At 31.4% G+C, this 26,887-nt stretch carries 20 protein-coding genes; 17 read left to right on the forward strand and 3 right to left on the reverse strand.

Annotated elements, in window-relative coordinates; genetic code table 11:
- The first annotated feature begins 372 nt into the window (after positions 1–372).
- The 3 genes from BR66_RS0103060 (at position 373) to BR66_RS0103070 (ending at position 4,826) form a co-directional block, all read left to right on the forward strand.
- Positions 373–2,571 carry an MMPL family transporter gene (locus BR66_RS0103060; protein ID WP_026881573.1) on the forward strand — a complete coding sequence of 733 codons (2,199 nt, stop codon included), beginning with the start codon at positions 373–375 and terminating at the stop codon, positions 2,569–2,571.
- A 454-nt stretch (positions 2,572–3,025) separates the two neighbouring features.
- The gene (locus tag BR66_RS0103065; protein ID WP_026881574.1) at positions 3,026–3,328 is read left to right on the forward strand and encodes a hypothetical protein; all 303 of its coding nucleotides are present in this window, start codon (positions 3,026–3,028) and stop codon (positions 3,326–3,328) included.
- A 694-nt stretch (positions 3,329–4,022) separates the two neighbouring features.
- A complete protein-coding gene (locus tag BR66_RS0103070; protein WP_026881575.1) occupies positions 4,023–4,826 on the forward strand; it encodes an SDR family NAD(P)-dependent oxidoreductase in 804 nt (267 codons plus the stop codon).
- Between the two features lie 104 nt (positions 4,827–4,930).
- Here BR66_RS0103070 and BR66_RS0103075 read toward each other — a convergent pair whose 3' ends face one another.
- Positions 4,931–5,494, reverse strand: coding sequence for a TetR/AcrR family transcriptional regulator (locus tag BR66_RS0103075; RefSeq protein WP_026881576.1), 564 nt, complete (start codon positions 5,492–5,494; stop codon positions 4,931–4,933).
- Positions 5,495–5,721: 227 nt separating this feature from the next.
- Between BR66_RS0103075 and BR66_RS0103080 the strand changes: the two genes are divergently transcribed.
- The 4 genes from BR66_RS0103080 to BR66_RS0103095 all read left to right on the forward strand — a co-directional run bounded on the left by BR66_RS0103080 (position 5,722) and on the right by BR66_RS0103095 (position 11,495).
- Positions 5,722–7,227: an NAD-dependent epimerase/dehydratase family protein gene (locus BR66_RS0103080; RefSeq protein WP_026881577.1), complete on the forward strand. Its 1,506-nt coding sequence runs from the start codon at positions 5,722–5,724 to the stop codon at positions 7,225–7,227.
- 123 nt (positions 7,228–7,350) lie between these two features.
- Positions 7,351–9,288, forward strand: coding sequence for a bile acid Fe-S flavoenzyme BaiCD (gene baiCD, locus BR66_RS0103085; RefSeq protein WP_026881578.1), 1,938 nt, complete (start codon positions 7,351–7,353; stop codon positions 9,286–9,288).
- A gap of 195 nt (positions 9,289–9,483) precedes the next feature.
- The gene (locus tag BR66_RS0103090) at positions 9,484–10,059 is read left to right on the forward strand and encodes an undecaprenyl-diphosphatase (protein WP_026881579.1); all 576 of its coding nucleotides are present in this window, start codon (positions 9,484–9,486) and stop codon (positions 10,057–10,059) included.
- Positions 10,060–10,328: 269 nt separating this feature from the next.
- Positions 10,329–11,495, forward strand: a complete 1,167-nt coding sequence (locus BR66_RS0103095; protein WP_026881580.1) for an alanyl-tRNA editing protein — start codon at positions 10,329–10,331, stop codon at positions 11,493–11,495.
- Positions 11,496–11,635: 140 nt separating this feature from the next.
- On the opposite strand, the gene BR66_RS23050 is transcribed toward BR66_RS0103095, so the two are convergent.
- Positions 11,636–12,214 (reverse strand): ECF transporter S component, encoded by a 579-nt coding sequence (locus BR66_RS23050; RefSeq protein ID WP_051624081.1) that lies wholly within the window; start codon positions 12,212–12,214, stop codon positions 11,636–11,638.
- Positions 12,215–12,322: 108 nt separating this feature from the next.
- Between BR66_RS23050 and BR66_RS0103105 the strand changes: the two genes are divergently transcribed.
- The 9 genes from BR66_RS0103105 (at position 12,323) to BR66_RS0103145 (ending at position 23,670) form a co-directional block, all read left to right on the forward strand.
- The gene (locus BR66_RS0103105) at positions 12,323–13,375 is read left to right on the forward strand and encodes a dipeptidase (protein WP_051624082.1); all 1,053 of its coding nucleotides are present in this window, start codon (positions 12,323–12,325) and stop codon (positions 13,373–13,375) included.
- A 101-nt stretch (positions 13,376–13,476) separates the two neighbouring features.
- Complete coding sequence (locus tag BR66_RS0103110; protein ID WP_026881582.1) at positions 13,477–15,216, forward strand: methyl-accepting chemotaxis protein; 1,740 nt, start codon at positions 13,477–13,479, stop codon at positions 15,214–15,216.
- A 261-nt stretch (positions 15,217–15,477) separates the two neighbouring features.
- Entirely contained in the window at positions 15,478–16,992 is a 1,515-nt protein-coding gene (locus BR66_RS0103115; protein WP_026881583.1) for a sialate O-acetylesterase, read from the forward strand.
- Between the two features lie 22 nt (positions 16,993–17,014).
- A complete protein-coding gene (locus BR66_RS0103120) occupies positions 17,015–18,403 on the forward strand; it encodes a glycoside hydrolase family 1 protein (RefSeq protein ID WP_026881584.1) in 1,389 nt (462 codons plus the stop codon).
- Positions 18,404–18,445: 42 nt separating this feature from the next.
- Positions 18,446–19,327: an ROK family protein gene (locus tag BR66_RS0103125; RefSeq protein ID WP_026881585.1), complete on the forward strand. Its 882-nt coding sequence runs from the start codon at positions 18,446–18,448 to the stop codon at positions 19,325–19,327.
- A 200-nt stretch (positions 19,328–19,527) separates the two neighbouring features.
- Positions 19,528–20,826: an ABC transporter substrate-binding protein gene (locus BR66_RS0103130; protein WP_035795360.1), complete on the forward strand. Its 1,299-nt coding sequence runs from the start codon at positions 19,528–19,530 to the stop codon at positions 20,824–20,826.
- Between the two features lie 112 nt (positions 20,827–20,938).
- The gene (locus BR66_RS0103135; protein ID WP_026881587.1) at positions 20,939–21,814 is read left to right on the forward strand and encodes a carbohydrate ABC transporter permease; all 876 of its coding nucleotides are present in this window, start codon (positions 20,939–20,941) and stop codon (positions 21,812–21,814) included.
- 20 nt (positions 21,815–21,834) lie between these two features.
- Positions 21,835–22,695, forward strand: a complete 861-nt coding sequence (locus tag BR66_RS0103140; RefSeq protein WP_051624083.1) for a carbohydrate ABC transporter permease — start codon at positions 21,835–21,837, stop codon at positions 22,693–22,695.
- A 30-nt stretch (positions 22,696–22,725) separates the two neighbouring features.
- Entirely contained in the window at positions 22,726–23,670 is a 945-nt protein-coding gene (locus tag BR66_RS0103145) for a glycoside hydrolase family 113 (RefSeq protein WP_026881589.1), read from the forward strand.
- Between the two features lie 100 nt (positions 23,671–23,770).
- Here the strand turns inward: BR66_RS0103145 and BR66_RS0103150 are convergent, their stop codons facing one another.
- Positions 23,771–24,481 carry a GntR family transcriptional regulator gene (locus tag BR66_RS0103150; protein ID WP_026881590.1) on the reverse strand — a complete coding sequence of 237 codons (711 nt, stop codon included), beginning with the start codon at positions 24,479–24,481 and terminating at the stop codon, positions 23,771–23,773.
- Positions 24,482–24,943: 462 nt separating this feature from the next.
- On the opposite strand from BR66_RS0103150, the gene BR66_RS0103155 reads away from it, so the two are divergent.
- Positions 24,944–26,674 (forward strand): sigma 54-interacting transcriptional regulator, encoded by a 1,731-nt coding sequence (locus BR66_RS0103155; protein ID WP_026881591.1) that lies wholly within the window; start codon positions 24,944–24,946, stop codon positions 26,672–26,674.
- Positions 26,675–26,887 lie beyond the last annotated feature (213 nt).

Below are 26,887 nucleotides of genomic sequence, written 5' to 3' on the forward strand. Positions count from 1 at the left end.
AGAATTTTGTAAATAAAGATGGAAATTGGGCATTAACGAACGGTATATGTTTTATATGCTGAATTAGTTGGTCAGGGGTTAAAATACCTTCTGACGCACCACGTAAACTATGTGAAATCAATTTTTTACATGGTTTTTGTAAATTTGTTTAACCTTTAGAAGATTTGTAAAGTAAAAAACAGGTATCTATTTGATTTGGATACAAATATGTAGTGTAATGTGTACAATTGTGGACAAGTGTTAAATTTGTAGATATCATTTTGTCTATTAATTATAATTAAAATGAAACACGATAGCAGAGAGTTTATCTGCTGAAAATGAAGTGGTTGCTGGAATTATGAATAATAAAATTAGTTCACAAGGAGGATATTTATGGCAAAATCATTATACAAATTAGGTGGGTGGATTTATAAAAGACCTAAAAGAGTTATTTTAGCATGGGTATTGTTTATAATAACATTAGCCGCTGTAACTTTAAGTGTAGGTATGAAATTTAGTGATAGTTTTTCTATTCCAGGTAGTAAATCTGAAAAAGCAGGTAAAATGTTAGAAAAAGCTACTTCAACGAATAAAAGCACTGATACATCATCTATAAGGCTTGTTTTTAAAGTTGGGCAAGGAAAAAACTTAATGGATTCATCAGTAAAAAATGCAATAGATAAAGTAATAGCTAAAATACAAGAGGACGATAAAAAGGTTGGGACTGTAACAGATCCTTATAGGATGGGTACTATTAGTAAGAATAAGAAAATCGCTTATGCGGATATAACATATAAAGTTAAATCAGAGAAAGTCACGCAAGAATCTAAAGATAAAGTATTAGAAGACATTAAAATTACTAGAAAAGCAGGTATTCAAACTGAATTAGGTGGAACAGTTAGTTTATCAAAAATTGAAATTGTTGGAGCTTCTGATGCAGTTGGAATTATTGCAGCATTTGTTATTCTTGTAATTACCTTTGGGTTGTTTTTAGCAGCTGGATTACCAATGATAACAGCTGTTATAGGATTATTGTCAGGATTAATGTGCATTTTCATATCATCAAATTTTGTAGACACACCAGTCTTTGCATTATCTTTAGCAGCCATGATTGGATTGGCTGTAGGAATTGATTATGCACTATTTATAATTTCCAGATATCGTCAAAATCTTAGTGAAGGTTATGGATTGAAAGAATCAGTTGCAAGGGCAATGGCTACGGCAGGGAGTGCAGTTGTATTTGCAGGTGCAACTGTTGTTATAGCACTTAGTGGCCTTTCATTAGTTGGAGTTCCATTTTTAAAGGTTATGGGACTAGGTGCTGCAGCTGTGGTACTACTTGTAGTAATGGTTTCACTTACAACAGTTCCAGCAGTTATAAGTATTTCTGGAAATCGTATAAGTCCAGAGCGAAAGAATAAGATTTTTACTATGATAAAATCAAAAAATAAAAAAGAAAAATCTAGTTTTTGGGGTAGCGTGGTAAGCAAATACCCCGTGATTATAGTTATTTCTGTTATAATAATCACTGCGTTATTTAGTTACCAAGCTCTTCATTTGGATTTAGGACTTCCAGACAATGGGTCAAAACCAGTATCATCTACAGAGCGTAAAAGTTATGATATTATGGCAGAAGGTTTCGGCAAGGGTGTTAATGGAACACTCATAATTGTAGCAGATGCTTCTAAAGTAAAAGGAAACTATTTAAGAACTCTTCAAGATGTTACTAAAGAAATTAAGGGGTTATCAAATATAAAATCTATTTCACCAGCTATTCCAGTTGGTAGTGGAAAGCTGGCAATGATAAATATAATTCCTAAAAGCGGGCCAAATGATAAAGAAACTAAAGATTTGGTTAACGATATTAATAAAAAAGCAGAAAGTATTCAGAAGGATAAAAAAGTTGAAATTATGGTAACAGGTTCCACCGCAGTTAATATAGATACGGATAATACACTCAGTAAAGCTATGCCTAAATTTATTTTAGTTATTGTTGGACTTGCTATAATTTTAATGACTTTGGTTTTCAGGTCTATATTTGTGCCTATTAAAGCTGTTTTGGGATTTATAATGACTATATTTTCAACATTAGGCTTTGGAGTTATGGTTTTGCAAGATGGACATTTATCGAGATTGTTTAATGTAGCTGCACGTGAACCTGTATTATGTTTCTTACCTATACTAGTTACAGGAATTTTATTTGGATTAGCAATGGATTATGAGGTGTTTTTGGTAAGCCGCATGCGAGAGGAGTTTATAAAAACAGGTAATGCAAAGGAAGCTGTTATTTTAGGAATAAAACATAGTGGTGTAGTAGTAGCTGCAGCAGCACTAATAATGACTTCGGTTTTTTTAGGATTTGCTTTTAATGTGGATGCTAATGTTAAATCTATGGGAATTACGCTTGCCTTCGGAGTTCTGTTTGATGCATTTATTGTGAGAATGACATTTGTCCCAGCAGTTATGCTATTGCTAGGGGAAAAAGCTTGGTATATGCCAAAGTGGTTGGATAAAATTCTTCCTAGAATTGATATTGATGGACAAGGTATAATGAATCAAGATGAAGTTGAAGATGAAGAAAGGGTTGGCTAAAATACTTAAAGAATAATAAACACAAAATCTACAGTATTTAAAATTACAGTAAAAGTTATAGCTTTTACTGTAATTTTTACATATAGATTAATATATACAATTGTGTACAATTGTTAAGTTTGTAGAAATAACTTTATTTATTCATTATAATTAAGACAAATTACGATAGTAGAGAGTTTCTCCGCTAAAAGTGCTATTCAGCTTCCATAGAAGATTTATCTAATTGGAAATATGAAGAAACTATTTATGCTACATAATCCATCATACAGAAATCTTTTCCGCCTTCTTTGTCATGGGAACCATAAATATATATTCTGTTCATCGCAATACACATGGAAGTATAGGACAAGTTGATATTACCTCTTGTGGATTGAATGGTAAGCCGCTAAATTGAAAAGGTAAATATCCTGCTATTATTGCATGTAACCTGACAAATTGTGAAATGCCACATTTAATGCAAAATAAAACGTTGAGTGAAATTCCCCAAATTACCAATATAGGAGAGGAACGATTTATTACTAAAATTAAAAATGGTACAACAATTGGATACAAATTTTTTGATTTGAATCAAAAAGGAAGTATTTCTATTAGAATTAGAGGAAATGGCAATAGATTAATGAAGATCGGTACAGAAATTGAAAATAATTATATTGCTAAATTGGAAGTTAATCCAAATAAGATTTCAAAGTTGTTACATCTCATTATACTATGGCACCAGGGAAAATGCATTGTATTTCCAATTTGTTGGAGAAGGTAAAATCGATTTTATAAGCTTTGAACTTTTATAAAAATATAATGTAGGGATTTTAGTTTATAATTTATCTATTGGAAATTAAAATCCTTTTAGCATTAAGCTTTATAGAAGACAAAGAATTATGTCGGTAAAAAAATACCTAATAAGCTGAATGGTATATGATGTAGGTTTTGTATTATTTTTTTCTTCTGGTTAAAAATCTTCGAAACTTATGATCTTATTTTAAAACTCCCAAAAGCACCTTCAACTTGAATCGATCTATTAGTTCTTAACATTACGCCAACTGGAATTGTTATATTTTCTAAAAATATTGACCTTTTTTAGAAATTTCTGATATAATTCTTTTGTACAATTTGATTATTCATTATATCTAAATTATATAAAACAAGCAGACTCTTTTGAGCCTATTTTTTGTTTTTTGATAGAAAGAAAGCTATTTCAGAATAGAATTTAAATTCTATTTTGAAATAGCTAATTAAGAAGCATCGAAAATAAAAGGTCTACAGCATACTGTAAGCAGAATAGCTAATTTTGTTATAACTTATCTAATAAACAAAACATATACCAAAAGCTAAAGAGAGTACAATTAAATATTAGTGAAAGTGTTAAAATAAAGCTGGAGTTAAAGGTTTACATAAGTAGTGAAAGACTATTCAATTATGTAATACTTAATAAAATATCATGGGAGGATAATGAAATGAAAAAGGTATTAATAACGGGGGCAGCTGGGGGATTGGGACTTGTTACTACAAAATATATGGTAGCAAATGGCTGGAGAGTTTATGCAACTTATAACAGGCATGGACTGGAAAAGATAAAAGAGAAAAATATTATTCCAATTCAAGTAGACATTACTAATAATGAAAGCGTTAATAATGCAGTTATGGAAGTTTTTAAGACAACAGATACTTTAGATGCTGTAGTTAATTTTGCAGGGATTATGGTAATGGGCTCAGTCATTGAAAGTGATGTGGAAATGATGAGAAAAATCCTTGATATAAATTTACTTGGAATGTATCGTATTAATCAAGCTTTCTTTGAAATGATTCAAAAAGGTAATGGAAGATATGTAAATGTTTCTAGTGAATTTGGGGCGTTAAGTGCCGTACCTTTTAATGGATTTTATACTGCTTCAAAACACGCCGTAGAGATTTATTCAGATTCATTAAGAAGAGAATTAATGTTTCTGGGAATTGATGTAATCAAAATTAGACCGGGGGCATTCAAAACGAATATGCAAGGTGGAACCAACGCTGTGTTTGACAAAATGTTATCTGAAACCACTCATTATAAGACTATTATGGGTAAAATGCGCATATTGATGGAAAAAGGAACTGGCATGGCAAAGGAACCTATCATCTTAGCTAAACAAGTATATAGAGCTTTAACGGATGAAAAGCCAAAATTGGTTTACAGTACAAATCTTAACAAGAGTCAGAAATTATTATCATGCCTTCCTGAAAGGATCCAAGACAGAATTTTTAAAAATACATTTAGGTAAATAGGGGTACGGCAACATAGCATCAAGCTTTATAGCGTGTGTAATCACATGATTTACAAAATTATTCATAAAAAACCTCCTCTATCTTAAAGTGGCGGCGCCAACTAAAAAATTTGTATACATCTGTTATTTAATTTGCCGATAAATTCAGCAACCTCTTTTGGACTTTGCTTCATGTCGTTTTTAAGAAAGTTTTGAATAATGCCTATAATGCCGTTGGATATAAAAATAAAAAGAAGTTCAAGTGATTCTATAGTCGCTTCAGGCGCAGAGGATTGATACTCTAAGATACTATTATCGTGAGCTAAGTTTAGAATGCGCTGTATAAAATCTTTATCACCGTTTACGCTAAAAAGTATTTTACACAGCGCGCTATTTTTTGTTGTGTATTCCAATATTTCAATTAGAAAATCGTAATCTGTACCTACTATGAGTGCTTTCTCAAGTACTCCTTTAATTTCCATAAATAGTTCATTTTCTATTTTCATTAGCAGGTCATATGAATCTGTGTAATAGGTATAAAACGTACCACGATTGATTTCAGCACGTTTACATATGTCAGTGACAGTAACTTTGCTTAATGGCTGTTTCTCCAACAGTTCAAGAAAAGCTTGCTTAATTACCATTTTCGTGTATTTTATTCTGCCATCAGTTTTTTTACTTTCCATTGATGAAACGCTCCTATTCTAGCTTAAATTTTTATTAGTTAGTGTACATATATACAAAAAGTGTCGTTTTTCTTACATTATCTAAAAATCTGATTATTGAAAAACAAACATAATGTAAGTATACTTTAATTGTGAAAGATAATCAACACTATGTCTATAATAGGTGAAATCAATCTGTTATTTTCTGATAGGCAATACAAAATTTTTTAGCATGAAAGGAGAATAATATGACACAAAAAATTTTTTTAACGGGTGCTTCTGGCAATATGGGTTCTATGGGGTTAAAGGAACTATTGAAAGAAAAAAATAACACAATAGTTGTTCTTGTTCTCCCCACAGAAAAAGATCGTGAGGTTATGAAGATTTATGAAAATAACCCACGTGTTGAAATCCATTGGGGTGATCTGACAAATTATGATGATGTTAAAGCTTGCGTTAAAGGAGTGGATATCGTCCTTCATGTTGGAGCCTTTGTTTCTCCTGCGGCAGATTATCATCCTGATATGGCAATGAAAGTAAATTACGGTTCAACGGTTAACATTATTAAAGCAATCAAAGAGCAACCCAATAAAGATAATATCAAACTTGTATATATAGGAACAATAGCTGAAACTGGTGATAGGATGCCTCCCATTCAGTGGGGACGTGTTGGGGATCCTTTAAAACCAAGTGTACATGATTACTATGCGGTTTCTAAAATTGCTGCTGAGAGAGAGGTAATTGAATCTGGCCTTAAATATTGGGTATCTCTTAGGCAGACAGGCATCCTTTCTAAAAGAATGTCTGAAATTGAAGATAGCATCATGTTCCATAATTGTTTAGATAATGTTCTAGAATATGTTACTGATAAGGATTCTGGTGTTTTACTTGGTAATATATGCAAAAATACTCCTGATGATTTTTGGTGCCATGTATATAATATTGGTGGAGGAGCTTCGTGCCGTGTCAGCTGTTATGATATGTTTAAGGAGATGTTCGGACGTATTGGAATCACAAATCTTGATTACGCTCTAGAGGGTAATTGGTTTGCAACTAGAAATTTCCACGGGCAGTATTACCTTGACAGTGATAAGCTGAATGATTATCTGAATTTTAGGAGCGGAGACATTGAGTATTTTTATAAATTCTATTTGGAAAACCTTGGTTCTACAGCTACTCTTGCAAAAGTGCTTACAAAGATTCCTGGTGGTCAAAAATTAATGGGATTGTTTATGCGTAAGAGATTTTTCAAACTGGCAATGGGTGAACGTGGCACCATGAATTTTATTACAAATAAGAGAACAGATTTTAGTGATCCTTTCTTTATTTCAGAAGAAAAATGGAAAGAAATTCCGAAAATCAGTGAAATGGAGCATTTTAAAGATTGGGATAAAGTTATACGTATAGAGCATGGTTACGATGAAAGTAAAGCGGAATCACAACTTACCTTGGAAGATGTAAAGGGCGCAGCGAAATTTCGTGGTGGAGAGTGTTTATCAAGTCCAATGACTAAAGGGGATATGAAATCAAAGCTAACATTCAAATGTTCATTTGGCCATGAGTTTGAGGCAAGTCCTCGATTGATTCTTGAAGGTGGTCACTGGTGTCCTCAGTGCGAGAGTGAAAGCTGGAATTATCATGAAATTGCTAAGGTAAATCCATTCTTTGCACAAGTCTGGTATCCACTTCATGATAAAAATGAACCCTCAAGAGTCTATAAAAAAGTAGTATCCCAGATTGATGTTAAACTTTGATATGAGTTAGCAAAACAGCGCACAATCAGATTATTAAAAAATATTCCAATTATGTATTCTTAATGAAATTCAATGTAGAGGTTAAAATTGTATACTACCATTAAATATGAGGAGGTTTTTTTAATGAAATTCAGTAAGCTATTTAGTCCAATAAAAATAAGAGGGTTAGAGTTAAAGAATAGAATAATGTTTCCTGCTATGGGTACCAAAATGTCTACTGAGGATAAATTTGTAACACAACAGATTATTGATTATCAAGTAGCTAGAGTAGTAGGAGGCTCGGGACTTAACTTTTCAGAAGTGTGTTCAGTGTACGAGAAAGCTGCACCAAAAAAATTCTTATCTATAGGTAGAGATGAGTATATTCCTGGATTAAAAAAATTAACAGATGCAATCCATGAAGTGGGTGGAAAGGCTGGTGTTCAGCTTTGGCTTGGTGGACTTGCCGCTGGTAGTGATCCAACTGCAATGATTATTATTCCTAGTGAAATGCCTGTTCCAGAAACAGAGTATACTATACCAGGTGCTAGCCTTGAAACAATAAAAGAATCAGTTAAAGCTTTTGGTAGTGCAGCTAAAAGGGCGGTTGAAGCTGGTTTTGATACTATAGAATTTCATGCGGGTCACAATTATACACCTCATTCATTTTTGAGTCCATTTTTTAATAAGAGAACAGATGAGTATGGTGGAGATTTACAAAATCGTGGAAGATTTTTAATTGAATGTATAGAAGCAATACGTGAGAATATTCCTAAAGATATGCCTTTGTTTATGCGTATCGATGCACAGGATGATTATTTAGAAGGTGGACTAACCATTGAAGATGTTATAGAATTCTGTAAATTATCTAAAGAAGCTGGAGTGGATGTAGTGGATGTATCTCGTGGAAACTTCTCTAGTGCAGCAATTAAATATGAAGTTCCACCAATTGATTTGCCAAGAGGCTTTAATGTAGAAAATGCGGCAAGAATAAAGAAAGAGACAGGAATGGTTACCGTTGCAGTAGGAAGAATTAACGATCCTGCTCAAGCGGAAGAAATAATTGAAGGTGATAAGGCTGACATGGTTGTAATAGGTCGTGCTCAACTTGCAGATCCTGATTTTTGTAACAAAGCTAAACAGGGGAAAGAAAGCAGTATAGTTAGATGCGTTGCTTGTAATCAAGGCTGTTATGATGGTTTTGTATCCCCAGATGTGCCATTCATAACTTGTATGAGAAACCCAGCACTAGGCAGGGAGGCAGAGTATAAGATTGTGAAGACAAATACTCCAAAGAGGGTTTTAATAGCAGGCGGTGGAGTTGCAGGACTAGAAGCTGCTATGGTATTAAAGCTCAGGGGACATAACCCAATAGTATGCGAAGTTTCTGATTCACTTGGAGGACAATTTGTACTCGCAGGTGTTGCTCCTAGAAAGGGAGAAATGAAAGAAGCTGCAATAATTATGGGAAGGCAGGCTTTAGAACAAGGTATTGAAGTAAAGCTTAATACAACTGTTACTACAGAGTTAATAGAAGAAATAAATCCTGATGAAGTTATTATAGCTATAGGTGCGTCTCCAATGAAATTAAACATCCCTGAGGGAGACCTACATCATGTAACGAATTCCCATGATGTACTTTCTCGAAAGACAACTGTTTCTGGAAAAGTTGTAGTTGTAGGAGGAGGTCTTGTGGGACTTGAAGTTGCAGAATACCTTCATGGAAAAGCAACTGATATTACTGTAGTGGAGATGCTTGACACAATAGCAAAAGATATAGGACAATTACGTAATATTTGTGTTATGGAGAATCTGTATTCGGATGGTATAAAGACTTTAACTAATGCAAAATGTGTAGAAATTAGAAATGATGCTGTTGTTATTGAAAAAGATGGCAAGAAAGAAGATTTGCCATGTGATTATGTTGTGGTTTCCATTGGGGCAAGATCACGAAATTTTGATAACATAAGTAAGTATTGTGAAGAAAAAGGCATACCATGCCATGCTATTGGTGATGCAGTACGTGCCCGTAGAGCACTTAATGCTGTAGCTGAGGCAAGTGAATTAGCAAGAAAAATTTAAGAGCAAAGCAGTATATATAGAAAGTTTAAAATTGGAATATTTTAGTAATGCTAGAATGTTCCGACTTTTTTTGTTAATACGTTTGGCATGGGAACATTAATATTTTAATCCAATTTTAATTTTATCCCGTCATAATGATCACATGTACAAAACCGTACAGTTTAGTATTATATATATTATGAAGGGAATGACAAAATGAACTTAGAACTTTTTAGATTGATAAACAATTTAGCAAATAAAAACAAGATTTTAGATGATATAATGATTTTTTTTACAAACTATGTACCCTATATGTTTATGCTTATATTGGTAGTTTTATTTATTGGAGGCATAGTTAAGAAAAACTCTAAATATCAAAAGGCTGCAATAAATGTATTTATTGTTACGGTAATTAATTTAGCTTTAAACTTTTTAATTGGCAATATATTTTATGTAAACAGACCTTTCGTTAATAATAAAGTTAATTTACTATTGCCCCATGTACAAGATGCATCTTTCCCTAGTGATCATGCAACAGGAACCATGAGCATTGCTCTAGGACTAGGTAAGTACAATAGATTAATTGGAACAATACTAACTATGTTGTCCTTTGTTGTGGGATTTTCTAGAATATATGTTGGACATCATTATCCACTAGATGTTGTAGGAGCTTATATAATTGTGTTTATAACTAGTAATTTATATAGTTATAAGATTAGGGGGATTGTGGATAAGTTGTACGATAGAATTGTTAATAAGGCATACTTTTTTAAGTTGAAAATTAAGCGGTAAGGAAGATTTTTTGGCTAAGGCTCAAGAGTCAATAAGATAGGTATGCAAGTAGATTTGCCCAACAAATCTACTTGTATACCTATTTTGTTATTATTTTTCAATAAAAAGCTTCACCTGAAACAAAAAACTCTGTTTATATAATTAAATATTAGATTGGGATAAGATTCTTAACGAATATGAACTAGTACCACTTTATTATATTTCTGTTTTGTGTTAGGTTATTACTAAGGATTAGATTAGTTCTATTAATAATGAAGGGAAGTATTTAAATGACTGAAAAATTATTTTATGAGGATCCATATATTTGTGAGGCAGAATGTGAAGTAGAAGATATAATAAAAAAAGACGATAAATTTGAAATTATATTAAAGAGCACTCCTTTTTATCCAGAAGGAGGAGGTCAACCATCTGATACCGGGTTTATTGACAATATAAGAGTTGAGTATGTTCATGAAGAAAATGATATGATTTATCACGTTATGGGTGAAAAACCATCTAAAAGTTTAGTTAAATGTAAGGTGGATTTTCAGAGAAGAGTTGATCATATTCAGCAACATTCAGGAGAACATCTTATGTCAGCAGCTTTTTTTAAACTTTATAAGGTGTCAAATGCAGGATTCCATCTTGGTGTTGATTATGTAACTATAGATATAGAAATGAAAGATATAACAGAGGAAATGATACGAAAAGTTGAGATAGAAGCTAACTCCTACATATTTAGAAATGAAATTGTAAAAACATATTTTCTATCAAAGGAAGAAGCATTAAAACTTCCACTTAGAAAGGAAATAAAAGCTGAGGGTACTATTCGAATGGTTCAAATGGGTGAAAGCATAGATTATAGTGCTTGTTGTGGGACACAGGTAAATAGAACAGGAGAAGTTGGCATTATAAAGATAATCAAGTGGGAAAAAAATAAAGGCATGACTAGGGTGTATATAAAATGTGGATGGAGAGCCCTAAAGGATTACGAATTAAAACATGAATATGTTACGGACATTGCCCGTGGGTTTTCCGTTGATGATTCCGGAATTATAGAAAAAATAAAAGGTCAAAATGAGACAATAGAAGATCTAAGAAAAGAAGTTTCTAATCTTTATTCAAAAATAGCTTCAAAGGAAGCAGAGGCACTGATTGAAAGTTCGGACACTAAGTTTATTATTAAGGAATACAATGAAGAAGGTTTTGATTTTCTTGATAAGCTCTATGAAAAGCTTAAGGACACAGAGTCTATTTTGATATTGTCTTCAATTAAGGATAAAAAGTTGATTCTAGCACAAAATGGTTCTTTTGATTTTCAGTGTGGAAAATTGTTTAAGGAAAAATTAAAAGAGTTTGATGGTAGGGGTGGTGGAAACGCTAAAAGAGCACAAGCAAGTTTTCAAGATATTGCCTCAATGCAAAGTTTTGCTGAGTATTTAAAATCAAATCTATAATTGACAGATTGGGCCTTGAAGAATAATAGATCCTCAATGTAAATATTGAGGCAGCATGGCAATCACATGCTGCCTCACATGATTTACTAAAATAAAATATATTCATTATTGTGGCTTCTGGTAGTAACATTTTCATATGCCTAAATTGTTTTGTTAAGTGTATTGTCAGTGGTATGAAAAATACCACTTTTTTTTAGTAACACTGTAATAGGTACAGCAATAACAATACCAACAGCAAATTGTGCAATATTTCCTGGAATATCAAGTAAAGATGTTGCTATAGCTACGTTTAGGTTTGTTGATACTGTAAGTCCATATACAATGATTCCTGCGCCTAAATATGCGATCACTTCCCAAATACCAGCTACAATAAAACTTATAGTATCTATTATAATATTTTTTCCAGTATGATTATATTTTAGAACAATGGCGCCAACAATTAATGCCATAACTGCCTTTATTACCAAGGTAAATGGCGAATAGATAGGATATCCACCTAATAAATCTGATAAAAAACCACCAATTCCAGCAGCTGCAGCTCCTTTTTTTCCACCTAGTATAATTGCACCTACAAATACCATGCTATCACCTATATTTACATAGCCAGTACCAGAAGGTGAGGGTATTTTTATTATAGAAATTGCAACAAAAATGATTGCGGCCATCATGGCTATTTGAGATAAAGATCTTAAATCTAATATATTTTTTGATTTATTCATATATATTTCACTCCTTTAGTAAAGTTATAATGAGATTATATAATAAATATTTAAATTATTAAAGTGTATGGGTACAAACTTCAAATATAATATATAAGGGGATATTTTATGAGACAGGAATTAAAAACACATGTAGAGCAAATACATAGTGATTTTACTATTGTAGATGCTCATTTTGATATGTTAGGGGATGTCTTAAAAAAAAGAAGAATGGGATATACAAAGGTTATAGAGCGAGATTTTATACCGGATTTTATAAGCGGAGGAGTAAATATAGTTGTGGCTTCATTATTTGTGGAAAATCAATATGTTCCAGAAATGGCAATGAGAAATGCTTTGGACCAAATCTCAGCATTATATGAAGAAATAGAAGAATCACCTGACAAAATTATTATCTGTAAAACTTACCAGGATATATTAACAGCTATTAAAAATAAACAATTGGGAGTAATCTTATCGTTTGAAGGTGCTGAACCCATAGGAAATGATTTGAAACTGCTAAGGATTTTCTATGAGCTAGGGGTAAGGATTCTTGGTCTTGTATGGAGTAGAAGAAATTATGCAGGTGATGGCTGTCATTTTCAGCAGGTTGAAGAAGGGCAAAAAGGCGGGCTTACTGATTTTGGAGTTAAACTTGTACGGGAAGCAGAAAAGCTAGGTATGTTTATAGATGTAAGTCATCTGAATGATGAAGGGTTTTGGGATGTTATGAAAATAGCTAAAAAACCAGTAATAGCATCTCATTCAAATAGTAGGAGTATTGTAAATCATCCAAGGAATCTTACCGATGAACAGATTAAAGCTGTTGCAAAACATGGAGGAGTTATAGGCATGAATGCATACAGTGATTTTGTATCTGAGGAAACTTTGACTAAAAATGCTGAAGGTTTAGTAAAACATGTACTTCATATAGTTGATTTAGTTGGCATAAAACATATTGGGTTAGGTTTTGATTTCTGTGATTTGTTTACATCTTCTAATCCGAATTTTTTACCTGATAAAAAAGAAAAAAAATCTTTTGATGTTATAAAAGGACATAAAAACATAAAGAAATTTACTGAGAGGCTCATTATCCATGGGTTTAAAGATGAAGAAATAAAACTAATTCTTGGAGGTAATTTTTTAGAGATTTATAAACAAAGTTTAACAAAAATTAATTAAAAAATTTATTTTCACACAAACTTCACATGATAAGTACACAGTGATGTAATAATTCCTATGTATAATTACAACATGTTACATAGGAAGTGGGGGAATTAAAAATGAACTTTTTCAAAAATATAAAATTAGGTAAAAAAATAGCGTTACTTTCAACTAGTTTTCTGATATTTTTAGTTATTGTAGGTTTTGTTTCAATAAAGGATTTGGCAGATAGTAATGGACAACTTAGAGAACTTAATAATTCTAGAATGACTCCAATTGTACAATTGGAAAATGTAAAGACTGATATTGAGTATATAAGATCGCAGAGCAATTCACTTATGAATGCATCGGATGCTGCAGCAAAGGAAAAAATAGTAACAAATATTACCACGAAAGAAAAGGTAATAGCCACTAGTTTGTCAGTTTACAAAAGTAACACTGATTTTAAAACTGTACTTAGTAATTATAATAAATATATAACAGCTATAAATACATTTACTAAAAATCAAGAAGGTACTGATAATCAACAACAAGCAAATATGCAAGCTCAATCAGCACCAGGTACTAAAAGGGCTGAGCCAAGTGATATGGCAAATTTAGATAGTACAAAGACAGCAATAGAGTCCTCATTAGATAAAATTATTAATAAACATGTTACTGCTGCAAAACAAATATATAGTGACAGTGAAACATTTTTTATTAAAACTGTAATTGGAGCCGGGATATTTATATTGATGTGTATATTAATAGTAATAGCTTTGTCAATTTTTATAATAAAATCTATTGTTGTTCCTGTTAATAAGGTTACTCTAAAACTTAAGGAAATTTCAGATAGCAATGGAGATTTGACTCAAAGGATAGGATATGACAGTAAAGATGAAATAGGGGAATTAAGCACTAATTTCGATTTGTTTATGAGTAAGCTTCAATTAATGGTTGGTGAAGTTACAGAATCAGCTAAGACAATTTCTGATTCCACCATAGGTTTACATAAGGCTAGCTTTTCTAGTACACAGTCTTTAGAAGAAATATCAAATACTATAATGGAAATAGCCTCAGATACTACAGATTCTGCCGCTGCTATTGAAGAAACTAATGCTAGTCTTAGTGAGGCTTCAAATTTTAGTGAGTCTACAGCAGCAGCAAGTAAAAATACTACTAATAACGGTATGAATGTAAAGCGAGCAGCAGAAAAAAGTGCGTTCAAAATATCTGAAATCACAGAAAACATTACTGAAATAGCCACATCCTCAAAAGAAGTATCTACTATTATAAACGAACTCGACTATTCCTCAAAAAAAATAGGTGATATTATTAAGATAATAACATCAATTTCAGGTCAGACTAATCTTTTAGCATTAAATGCAGCAATTGAAGCTGCAAGGGCAGGGGAAGCGGGTAAAGGATTTAGTGTAGTAGCTGAAGAAATACGAAAATTGGCAGATGAGAGCAATAAAGCAGCAGCAGAAATAGCAGGTTTAATTAAGGATAATCAGTCAAAATCAAGTTTGGCAGTAACTTCTGCTGAAAAAGTTGAAGAAAGAGTATCAATTGGAGTAAATAAAGCAGTGGAAGTTAAGGCCAGTATGCAAAGCATAATTAAAAATATACAAGAAATTGCAGTAGAGATAGAGGAAATAGATAAGTCTAATGAGCAACAGGTGGCAAGTAGTAGGGAAATAGAGAAAGCCGTGGGAAATATAGCTCATAGTTCAAACAAAATGGCAGAAGGAACTGAGAATATTAGTGCTAGTATACAGGAACAACTTAGTACAATGAATGAAATAGAAAAGACTACAGAAAGTTTATCAAAAATGGCAGAAAAACTTAATAAAATAACACTTGGATTTACAGTATAGTTTGGCAAGAGACAAATTAAGAGGTTAGGAAGATAAGCAGATTTGTGTAAATAAATCTACCTATCTTCATTTTTTTTGATTTTTTGCCTTTGGCAGAAAAATCATCCTCTACTTGTCACTTGCAATTTGTCACTTTCCCTCATGGTTTATGACTAGTGAATTTATTTAGTACAACATACTTTATTTTATAAGTATATACTTATAAAATAAAGTATGTTATTATAAATTTATAAAAATTAATGATTGAATTTAGGGGTGATTATGGTGGTATTGAAGCTAGCAACTGTCTTTTCAGATAACATGGTACTTCAGAGAGAGGCTGAGGTTGTTATATGGGGTGAGGCAGAAGAAAATACAACAGTTAAAGGTATAATATGTGGACAAACTTCAGAATGTAAGGTGAAAAATGGTGGTTTTAGATTAACATTTAATTCACTTGAAGTTGGAGGACCCTTTCAGCTAGAGGTTTCATCTGAAAATGAGAGTATTGTTGTAAAAAATATTCTTGTTGGAGATGTGTGGGTTGCTGGAGGCCAGTCCAATATGCAACTAAGGCTTAAGGATTCGGCTAATGGACAAGAATATATTCAGAAATCCAATTATCCTGAAATTAGGTATTATGAAGTTCCAGAAATAGAATATGAAGATGATAAAATACGAATTCCAAATCTCTTAGATAAAGGTTGGCAGAGTTTCTCTAAGGAGCATTCACAATATTTTTCTGCAGTGGCATATCATTTTGCAATAAATTTGTATAAAGATTTATCCATTCCCATTGGAATCATTGACTGTGATAAGGGTGGTACATCAGCAGCATGTTGGATGTCAGAAAAATATTTAGCTAAAGATGAAAACGTTAAGATTGCATACTTGGATGAGTATAAAAAAACTATTAAAAACCTTACGGGGGAAGAAGAAGATAGACAAATCAATGATTTACACGAATCTCAAAAAAATTATACTAAAAGAGAAGCAGAATACAAGAAAAAATATCCACAAAACACCTTAGAAGAACTGCAACATGACATTGGATATGCTCCATGGAAACCTCCTATTGGAAGAAAGTCATATCTTAGGCCCTGTGGATTATATAAAACTATGTTAAGAAAAATCACTCCTTATACGATTAAGGGGGTACTATGGTATCAAGGGGAAGAGGATTCACCAAAATCTAGGCTTTATAAGAGTCTTTTTAAAAGTGTAATAGAAAATTGGAGGGAGGATTTTGAAAATGAAAATTTGCCATTTATATTTGTGCAACTTCCAATGTTTAATGATGAAAAGCTAGATACTTGGCAGATAATAAGGGATGCTCAGCTTTACACATTAAAAAATATAAAAAATACTTCTATGGTTGTAACTGTAGATTGCGGTGAAAAAGAAAATGTTCATCCAAAGGATAAAAAAACTGTGGGAGAAAGACTGGCACTATTAGTAAGGCAAGATATATATAATGAAGATATTAAGGGACACTCTCCTATATATAGTGGATATGAGTTGAAAGGGGATAAAATAGCTATATCTTTTGATTATGTTGAAACTGGAGATCTTGTAATACAAGAAGGAAAAGATTTAAATGGGTTTGAAGTAAGTGATGGTAACGGAAAATATTATCAAGCAAAAGCTGAGATTTTTGGGGATAAGGTGATTGTTTATAGTGAAAAAGTTAAAGAACCAAAGTCGGTTAGATATGGGTGGAGGAATTATGTTGAAATAAACCTATTCAATAAATACGGATTACCGGCATCACCATTTAATACAGAAAGTAAATACTAAAATTTAGAATGGAGTGGTAAAATTGAAATATAAATTTCCAAAAAACTTTTGGTGGGGTGCAGCAACATCCGGGCCTCAATCAGAAGGAAGATTTAATAAAAAACATAGTAGCATTTTTGATTATTGGTATGATATAGAGCCAACAGCATTTTATGATCAGGTTGGACCGAATATTGCCTCGAATTTTTATAATAGTTACGAAGAAGATTTGAAGATGATGAAGAGCATAGGTCTTAACTCATTCAGAACATCCATTCAGTGGACAAGACTTATAAAAAATTTTGAAACAGCAGAAGTTGATGAAGACGGAGTTAACTTTTATAATAATGTTATAAATCAATGTGTTGAACTAGGCATGATACCAATAATCAATCTACATCATTTTGATTTGCCAATAGAATTATATGAAAAATATGGGGGATGGGAATCAAAACACGTTGTAGAATTGTTTGCTAAGTTTGCTAAAAAGTGTTTTCAACTCTATGGAGATAGAGTTAAATATTGGACCACTTTTAATGAACCAATAGTTATTGTTCAAGGACAATATTTAAGTCAGTTTCATTATCCTAATTTAGTTAATGGTAAAAAAGCCATGCAAGTAGCATATAACTTAAATCTTGCATCAGCAAAAGCTATAGAGGAATTTAGAAAAGGCAAATATAATAAAGATGGGAAGATAGGCATAGTTCTAAATCTTACCCCTGCATATCCAAGAACACAATCAAAGGATGACTTAGAAGCAGCGGATATTGCAAATATGATTGATAACAGAATTTTTTTAGATACAGCAGTTCTAGGCAAATATCCTGAGGGATTGACACAAATGCTTGAAAAAGATGGAGTCATATGGGAATATACAGAGGATGAAATTAAATTACTTCAAAATAATAAAGTGGATTTTTTAGGTGTGAATTTTTATCAACCACTTAGAGTAAAAAAGAGAGAAAATAAATTTGATGATTCTAAAGGGTGGCTCCCTGATAAATATTATGAAAGTTATGAAAAACCAGGTAGAAGGATTAATCCTGATAAAAATTGGGAAATATACCCTGAAGCTATGTATGATATTGCTATAAATATAAGAGATAATTATGAAAATATCCCTTGGTATGTTTCTGAAAATGGAATGGGCGTACATGGGGAGGAAAAATTTATGGATGAAAATGGAATGGTAGTTGATGATTATAGAATCCAGTTTATTACTGAACATCTTCAGTTCCTCCATAAAGGTATTGAGGAAGGTTCAAATTGTTTTGGTTATCATCTTTGGACACCAATAGATTGTTGGTCATGGAAAAATGCTTATAGAAATAGATATGGGCTTATTTCACTAGACCTACCATCTCAGACAAAAACCATTAAAAAATCTGGATATTGGTTTAAAGAAGCAGCAGAAAACAACGGATTTTAGAAAGTTATAGGTGACAAATGCGATTAGGGGGAGAGGTGAAAAATGTATATACTAACATTTGATATAGGTGGAACTAGTGTAAAGTATGGCGTTTTAGACCGAAATGGAGATATATTTGAAAAGGGTAAGTTCAAAACACCACAAAATGATATTGATGAATTAATGGCTGGGATTCTACATATTAAGTCGAAGTTTGAAAAAAAATACGATTTTGAAGGCATAGCAATGAGCTGCCCTGGAGCAGTGGATGATAAAACTGGGTTTATAGGTGGTGCCAGTGCGGTGCCTTGTATACACGGTTTTAATTTTAGAAAAAAAATCATGGAAAAAACGGGAATTGAGAATGTTAGAATGGATAATGATGGAAACTGTGCAGGACTTGCTGAAGTTTGGAAGGGCGCTGCAAAGGACAACAACGATGTTCTTTTTGTTATATTTGGATCAGGTATTGGAGGCGCTGTTATAAAAGATAAGAAAATTCATAAAGGAGCTCATCTTGAAGGTGGCGAGTTTGGATATATGATTATTTCTGAGAAGTGTGATGTTCTAAGCGATGTTGCTTCACCTGTGAGTATGGCAAAAAATGTAGCCAAAAGAAAAGGGTTAGAATCCTTAACAGGGGAAGAAGCATTTAAACTTGCTGAAGATGGAGATATTATTGCTATTGATGAAATAGAGAAATTTTATTTTAATGTGGCAATAGGAATATATAATATTCAGTATATATTTGATCCAGAGGTTATTGTAATTGGAGGAGGTATAAGTTCAAGATCAGATATTCTAGAAAATATAGAAAAAGGTATGGACAAAGTTATGAATAAAATTAAAATAGCGGAAATAGCAAAGATAAGACCAATAATAAAAAAATGTAAATTTAGGAATGATGCAAATCTTATTGGTGCAGTCTACAATTTTATAAGTTAGTAGTTTAATTAATTTAAATGTATATATTTTTTAAAGAAAGTATATACATTTAAAAAAATATAGTATATAATAAAAATATGGAAATGTAAACGATATATATATATATGGAAATAAGGAATTTTAAGATCTTTTATTATTGTGGAAACGGCATTAGCCTTTCTTTATATTAACAATATAGTAAAACTAGGGGGAATTTTATAATGAAAAAAAAGGCTTTGGTAGCAATGATGACATGTGCATTAGTAGCGAGTGTTTTTGTTGGTTGCGGATCAAGTAGTTCAAGTTCAAGTGATAAAATAACACTTACAGTTCTTACAAATCGTACAGATATAGCAGATTCTGTGTTAAACAAAACTTACAGGGCTGCATACTTAAAGCTTCATCCAAATGTAACATTAAAATTTGAATCTGATGTTGCTTACGACAAGGACACAGAGACAAGACTGAACTCAAAGAACTATGGAGATGTTCTATTAATTCCTGGTATTATTAACAAATCTGAAGAACCAAACTATTTTGCGCCACTTGGAAAAGAAAAAGATTTAAGTAAGAAATATTATGGATTAACCGGTACAGGGGATCAATTTGGTGGGACAATTTATGGTATACCAACAGAAATGAATGTAAGTGGCATAGTATATAATAAAAAAGTATTTAAAGACGCTGGCATAACGGAAATACCAACTACTGAAGAAGATTTTATAAAAGATATGCAGTTAATTAAATCTAAAACTACTGCAACACCTTATTATACAAATTATAAAGATGGATGGCCATTAACTCAATGGGAGCCAGATGTTACATCTGTATCAGGTAGTGCTTCATATTATAACGTTGATATGGTTAATGATGACTCTCCATTTTCACCAGGAAAACCTGAATATATAACATACAGTTTATTGAGCAATCTAGTAAAGAATAAGCTTGTAGAATCAGACCCAACTACTTCAGATTGGGATAAATCAAAAACGGGGCTAGCTCAAGGGAAAATTGGTGCTATGGAACTTGGCTGTTGGGCAGTTGGTCAAATTCAATCTCAAGCAACAAATAAAGACGATATAGGATTTATGCCCTTCCCATATAAAGTTAATGGAAAAAGTTATACTAACATGTCTGCAGATTATATGCTTGCTGTAAGTAAATATAGTAAACATATACAAGAATCTAAAGATTTTGTTACATGGTTTATAGAAAAATCAGGATACTCAACTTATAATGGTACTATTAATACTTTGAAATCACAAGCAGCACCAAAAGTATTATCAAGTTTAACTGATTTAGGTGTTATAAAATTAGAGCCAACTGCTTCTAAGAGTGGTCAAGCAGATTGGAGTAATAAAATTGATAAAGCAGGACAAGTTGGGTTACAAACAGCAGATTTCAGACAAAAAATTGTTGAATCAGCTCTAGGAAATTCTAGTGATAGCTTCGATAAAATAATGAGTGATCTTAACGCTAAATGGAAAGCTGGAAGAGACGCAGTTAAAGCTGGGAACTAAATAAAATAAAATTTGAGAACTTTGTCTTTGTTCTTTATGAATAAAAACAAGGTTCTTACTTTAAAAAACAGAAATTATTTTATTAAAATCTATTTATGGTAGGTGAAATTTTATGTTTAAAAAACTTAGTTATGAATCTCAAAAAAGAGTGATAATTGTATTGTTTACAATTATACCAATAGCAATGCTGGCAACATTTACCTATTATCCACTTGTTAGGATGATTGAGTATAGTTTTACTAGTTGGGATGGGTTATCGCAAAATATCAAATTTATAGGACTAAAAAATTATATAACGGTATTTACTAACCCAGATTATTTCAAAGTCTTTGGGGTAAGTTTATACTATCTAGCTGCTACGTTTGTACAACTAGCACTAGCACTATATTTTGCTACAGTTCTTAGCTTTAATGTTAGATTTAAAAACTTTTTCAAAGGTGCATTGTTTTTTCCATACCTTTTAAATGGTGTTGCAATTGCATTTATATTTCAATATTTCTTTCAAGTAAATGGTACTTTTGATACAGTTCTAAAAGCTATTGGACTTGGCACACATACTCAGTTATGGCTTGGTAATCCTAAAATAATTAATATTTCACTTGCCGCTGTATCTGTTTGGAGATATATGGGCGGAAATTTTATAATATTCTTAGGGACAATACAAGCTATAGACCCACAAATATATGAAGCTGCTGAAATTGATGGTGCAAATAGATTTCAACAATTTATTAATATTATACTTCCAAATCTAAAGAGAATTATTTCACTTAATTTAATTCTTGCATTAAGTGGAGCATTTAGCGCATTTGAAATTCCGTTTATTATGACAAATGGAGCAAATGGAAGTAAAACGTTTGTTATGGAAGCTTTAGAAGTTGCTTTTAACTTTCAAAAGGTTGGACTCGCTTGTGCCATGGGAATAATTTTATTATTAATTTGTATTTTTGTAACAGTACTTCAAAAGGGATTGCTAGTTGATGAAGATTAATTTGAAAGGAGAAATAAAATATGAAAAATAAAGTTAGAGAAAGATCAGTGCTTCAATACAAAATAAAATATGCAACGTCAAGCATAATTAAATACCTTACTTTAATACTCGGAGTAGCTGTAGCTATTATCCCAATATTGGTTATATTTTTATCATCTATAAAAACAAAAAAAGATTATGATACTGGCGGTGTACTTTCACTTCCAACTAGTATAACTTTTCAGCATTATATAGATGCTTTTACAAAAGGAAATATGCTTTCAGGCTTTAAAAATACTTTCTTTATACTAGTAGTGGTTATTGTAGCTAAAATAGTTTTAGGAGCCGCAGCTGCATATGTTCTTCATAGGTTTAGATTCAAGGGTAAAATATTTATTATGACAGCATTTCTTATGGCTACATTTGTTCCTGGTATAGTAAATAATATTATCGTATATCAAATTATAAGTGCTATAGGGCTGTTTAATACCCTTGGGGCAGTAATGCTTCTAGGAATAGGAACTGATGTAATTTCCATGTATATTTTTCTTCAATTTCTTGATAGTATTCCGGCATCTTTGGATGAATCAGCAATGCTGGATGGAGCATCATATTTTACAATTTTTAGAACTATAATTTTCCCTCTTTTAAAACCAGCTATCGCCACTGTTGGTATTCTTCAAGGTGTTGCATTATATAATGATTTTTATACACCATATCTTTATATGCCAGATCCAGGTTTAAGTACAATTGCCACTGCACTTTATCGTTTTAAAGGTCCCAATGGATCAGATTGGCAGATCATTGCTGCAGGTGTAATGATAATTATAATACCAACGCTTATAGTTTTCTTAGCACTACAAAAACACATATACAATGGTATACAAGGTTCAGTAAAATAAAAACATTATAGTTATTCAAAGGGGAAGGCTATGGAATTTATTAATGGGTTCACTTTCGGCATTACAAATAGCAAGTCTGATTTTTCTTTAGATAGGGGAAAAGAATCTTTAAGGCTTTTAAAACTTAGGACAAATACCAGTTATGTTGTATTAGCTGTAGCAGCGTGGCAAGATACGCCACAGTCTACTGAAATACATTACAATACTAAAGATTCAGTAAAGGACGAGGATTTAGTAGGCATTATAAATTATGCAAAAGAATTAGAACTTAAGGTTATTTTAAAACCATTACTTAATTGCACTGATGGAACTTGGAGAGCACATATAAACTTTTTTGATATAGAGGCAAAATGTGAACCAAAGTGGTCTGATTGGTTTAAAAGCTATAATGAACTTATACTTCATTATGCTAAAATTGCACAAAATAATAATTGTGAAATGCTTATTATTGGTTGTGAGATGGTTCAGACTGAAAGAAAAGAGAAGTATTGGAGAGAACTAATTAAATGTGTTAAAATGGTATACAATGGGTTAGTATCCTATAATACTGATAAATACCAGGAAGCTAATGTTAAATGGTGGGATGCAGTAGACGTAATATCTTCAAGTGGATACTATCCAATTAATGATTGGGGCAACCAATTAGATAGAATAGAAAAGATTATTAAGCCTTATGGAAAACCATTTTTTTTCGCTGAAGCTGGATGTGCAAGTACAAGTGGGGCTTCAGTGGAACCGAATAACTGGGAATTAAAGGGAAATATTAATCTTGAAGAACAAGAGTTATATTACCAGACTATGTTTAGAGAAACTAGTAAAAAGTCATGGATTAGAGGGTTTGGTCTATGGGATTGGAAGTCTGAACTTTATAATGAAAATCAAGCTATAAATGATAGTGGTTACGAAGTTTTTGGAAAGCCAGCTGAAAAAGTAATATTTGATTATTATGGCAAGGCATCTAAAAAAAATAGCTAGTGGATATCTCAGTATGATTAAGGTCATTCTGGGATATTTACTAGTTATTTCTCATGGTCATTTATTAAGATAAGCTTCAAATACACATGGAAAGGTTAAATTATCTTACTATAACTGTTTCAAATGAAAAACAATCGTACCTATGAATGGATATTGAATATTCAAAGGCGGTACCGCTCTCAATATAAGCTACTTGTTCTACAACAGCCACAGGATCATTATCTTCAAGTTCAAGATATTGTTGTTCTAATTTATTTGATTTTCTAACGGTGATATTCCTATGAGAACTCTGTATCTTAAGACCCAATTTATCTTCAATGTATGCATATATTGATTCTTCTGCATGTTGCTTTTTTAGGCCTGATATTAGATTGATAGGCATATATGTATTTTCCATTACAAATGGAGCATTATCTAGATATCTAACTCTAAGGATATTATATAGGAATTCTTCATTTTCAAGATTAAGTTTATTCATAACATCCTCATTGCTATTAACTACGGCAAATTCAAGGAGCTTACTAGTTACCTTACGGTCAGAATACAAAGCAGTTAGTCCTCTAAATTGATTTGAAACTAAAAGTCTAGTCATATCCGAATTACTAATATTTTTAACAAAAGTCCCAGAACCACGTCTTTTTACTATAAGACCTTCAGCTACTAAAATATCTAATGCCTTTTTTACTGTCATTTTACTAACTTTGTATTTAATACAAAGATCTTTTTCAAATGGCAATTGTTCATTTGCTTGAACCATTTGTTTAACTATTTGATTTCTTATATCGTTTGCGATTTGAGTATACTTAGTCATAGCAATCTCCCCAAAATAAAAGTATAACGTACCTAAAGATATGTATATACTCATGATATCACATTATATATATGATATCATCTCTATTAGATGAAATATATTTATATTTTGGCGATTTTAATATAAAATATACTATAAAACAGTGAATTCTTATATAATAAAATAACAATGTAAGTATATATATGTAAAAAGATAAATAAATTTACAATAAATAGTTTTCAAATAAAACATAGAAACCATATCGAATGCTGAGTATTAACTCATGGATTTATAATTTTAAAACCATATTAAAAAGCATAATATGGATATTATTAATTTAAAAAAAATAACCAATTATTATTACAAAAATACATAAAAAAAGATATATTATTAACTGTTTATCAAAATAATCATTGACTTTTTGGGAAAATAATAATATACTCATTAACAATAAAATGTATTTTTGTTGAGGTGAGTTAGGGTATGATACTAAAAAAAATACAAAGAAAACTAATAGAATATTTAGATATAATAAGTGGAATATTAGATGTTAATATGAGGATCGTAGACAATAAATTTAATATAATAGCTGGAAGCGGAAGTTTTAAAGACAATATAGATATAAATTTAAAAGAAGATAATTGTAAATATAAAAAAATATTTAGTACAGGAGAAATAAATATTATAGGTAATCCACAAAAAGATGATATATGTGCAAAATGTAGTTATGATAACAATTGCACAACTAAATTTGAAATGTGCGCACCAATAATTTTAAATAATCAAATTATAGGAATTATACAATTGGTATGTTTAAATGAAAAGCAAAGAGAAAAGATAGAGGGGAATTTAAATAATTATATTGTGCTTCTAAAATATTTATCCCAAATAATAAGTGAAAAGGTTTCTGAAAATGTAGAACTGCAAAACAGTATATCACTAGTGGAATTGTTAAACATTATAACAGAGGAGATAAATGAAGCCGTGGTTATAATGGACAAATATTTTCACATATCTTATTCAAATAAAAAGGCTAATGATATTCTGGGGATTTATGATAGAAGTAGTTTTAAAATGAATATAGATTTCACTGGTAATTATATTATGGAATCTAAGGAGTACAAAGTTTTATTGCATGGAGATGAATATTTTTTAGTAGGTAGTTTAAATGATACGCAGCTTGAGGAAAGGTACAAACAAATATTTGTATTTTATGAAAGTAAGGTAGTTAAAAATAATATAAATCGTATGGTAAATATTGATAATGAAGTGGTATTTGATAGTATATTAGGGACATCTTCAAATATAATTAACATTAAAAAAAGTATACTAAAAATATCCGACTCTACATCTACAATATTAATTACAGGAGAAAGTGGGGTTGGAAAAGATACTTTAGCTAGAGCCATTCACAGATCAAGCTATAGAAAAAAAGAAGCCTTTATAGAATTTGATTGTAGCAATATTGGTGAGCAATTAATGGAGAGGGAACTGCTAGGTTATACTGCTAACAATGGTAGATATGAAAATGGAAAACTTCAACTTGCAAATAAAGGAACCATATTTTTTCATAACATAGATGAAATGCCATTGGATGTACAGGCAAAGCTTTTAAGGGCACTAAAAACTCAGGACATTAACATAATTAGTGAAGAAAAATTAAATAAAATTGATATTAGAGTTATATCGGGCACAGATAAGAATATTGAAGAGATAATAAAAAATCAAGGATTTATAGAGGAATTATATTATTATTTAAGCGCTATACCAATTGCAATTATGCCATTAAGGGAAAGAACAGAGGATATAAAGTTAATAGTCTATAATTTTTCCACCAGATTTGCAAAACTTTTTAATAAGAAATTTATAGGAGTAGATGGAGAAGTATGGGAATACCTACTTAAATATAATTGGCCTGGGAATACTTCAGAATTAAGAAGCACTGTAGAGTTTATGATAAGTATAATGGATTCTAGTGGAATAATTACTAAAGAAATGCTCCCAAAGAGATTAGCTCAAAAGGTTGAAACGGAAAATGCAAGTAAGAATGGAAAAATATTGAGTTTAAAGCATATTGAAAAGCAGGCTATAAAAAATGCTCTTTCAATATATGGATTTAGTACAGAAGGAAAAAAAATAGCAGCTACAAAACTAGGTATTGGTATTGCAACACTTTATAGAAAAATTGAGGAATATAAAATCATTAAGGGTTAAGGAATATACAAGGCATAATCAAAAGCACTTTCAAAGGGTAAGGGACGTATTTCCAATTGAAGTTTCAAAATCTGAAGCTAGATTTATATAAAGAAAAGCAAAAGTAGATTGATAAAAATCTGCTTTTGCTTTTTTTATACTTAGCAAAATTCATATACGAACACATTGTAAATCATAATATATTGTAATATTAAACTGTTATAATATATAATC

This window comes from Clostridium akagii DSM 12554 (assembly GCF_000686725.1).
GTDB lineage: Bacteria > Bacillota > Clostridia > Clostridiales > Clostridiaceae > Clostridium_I > Clostridium_I akagii.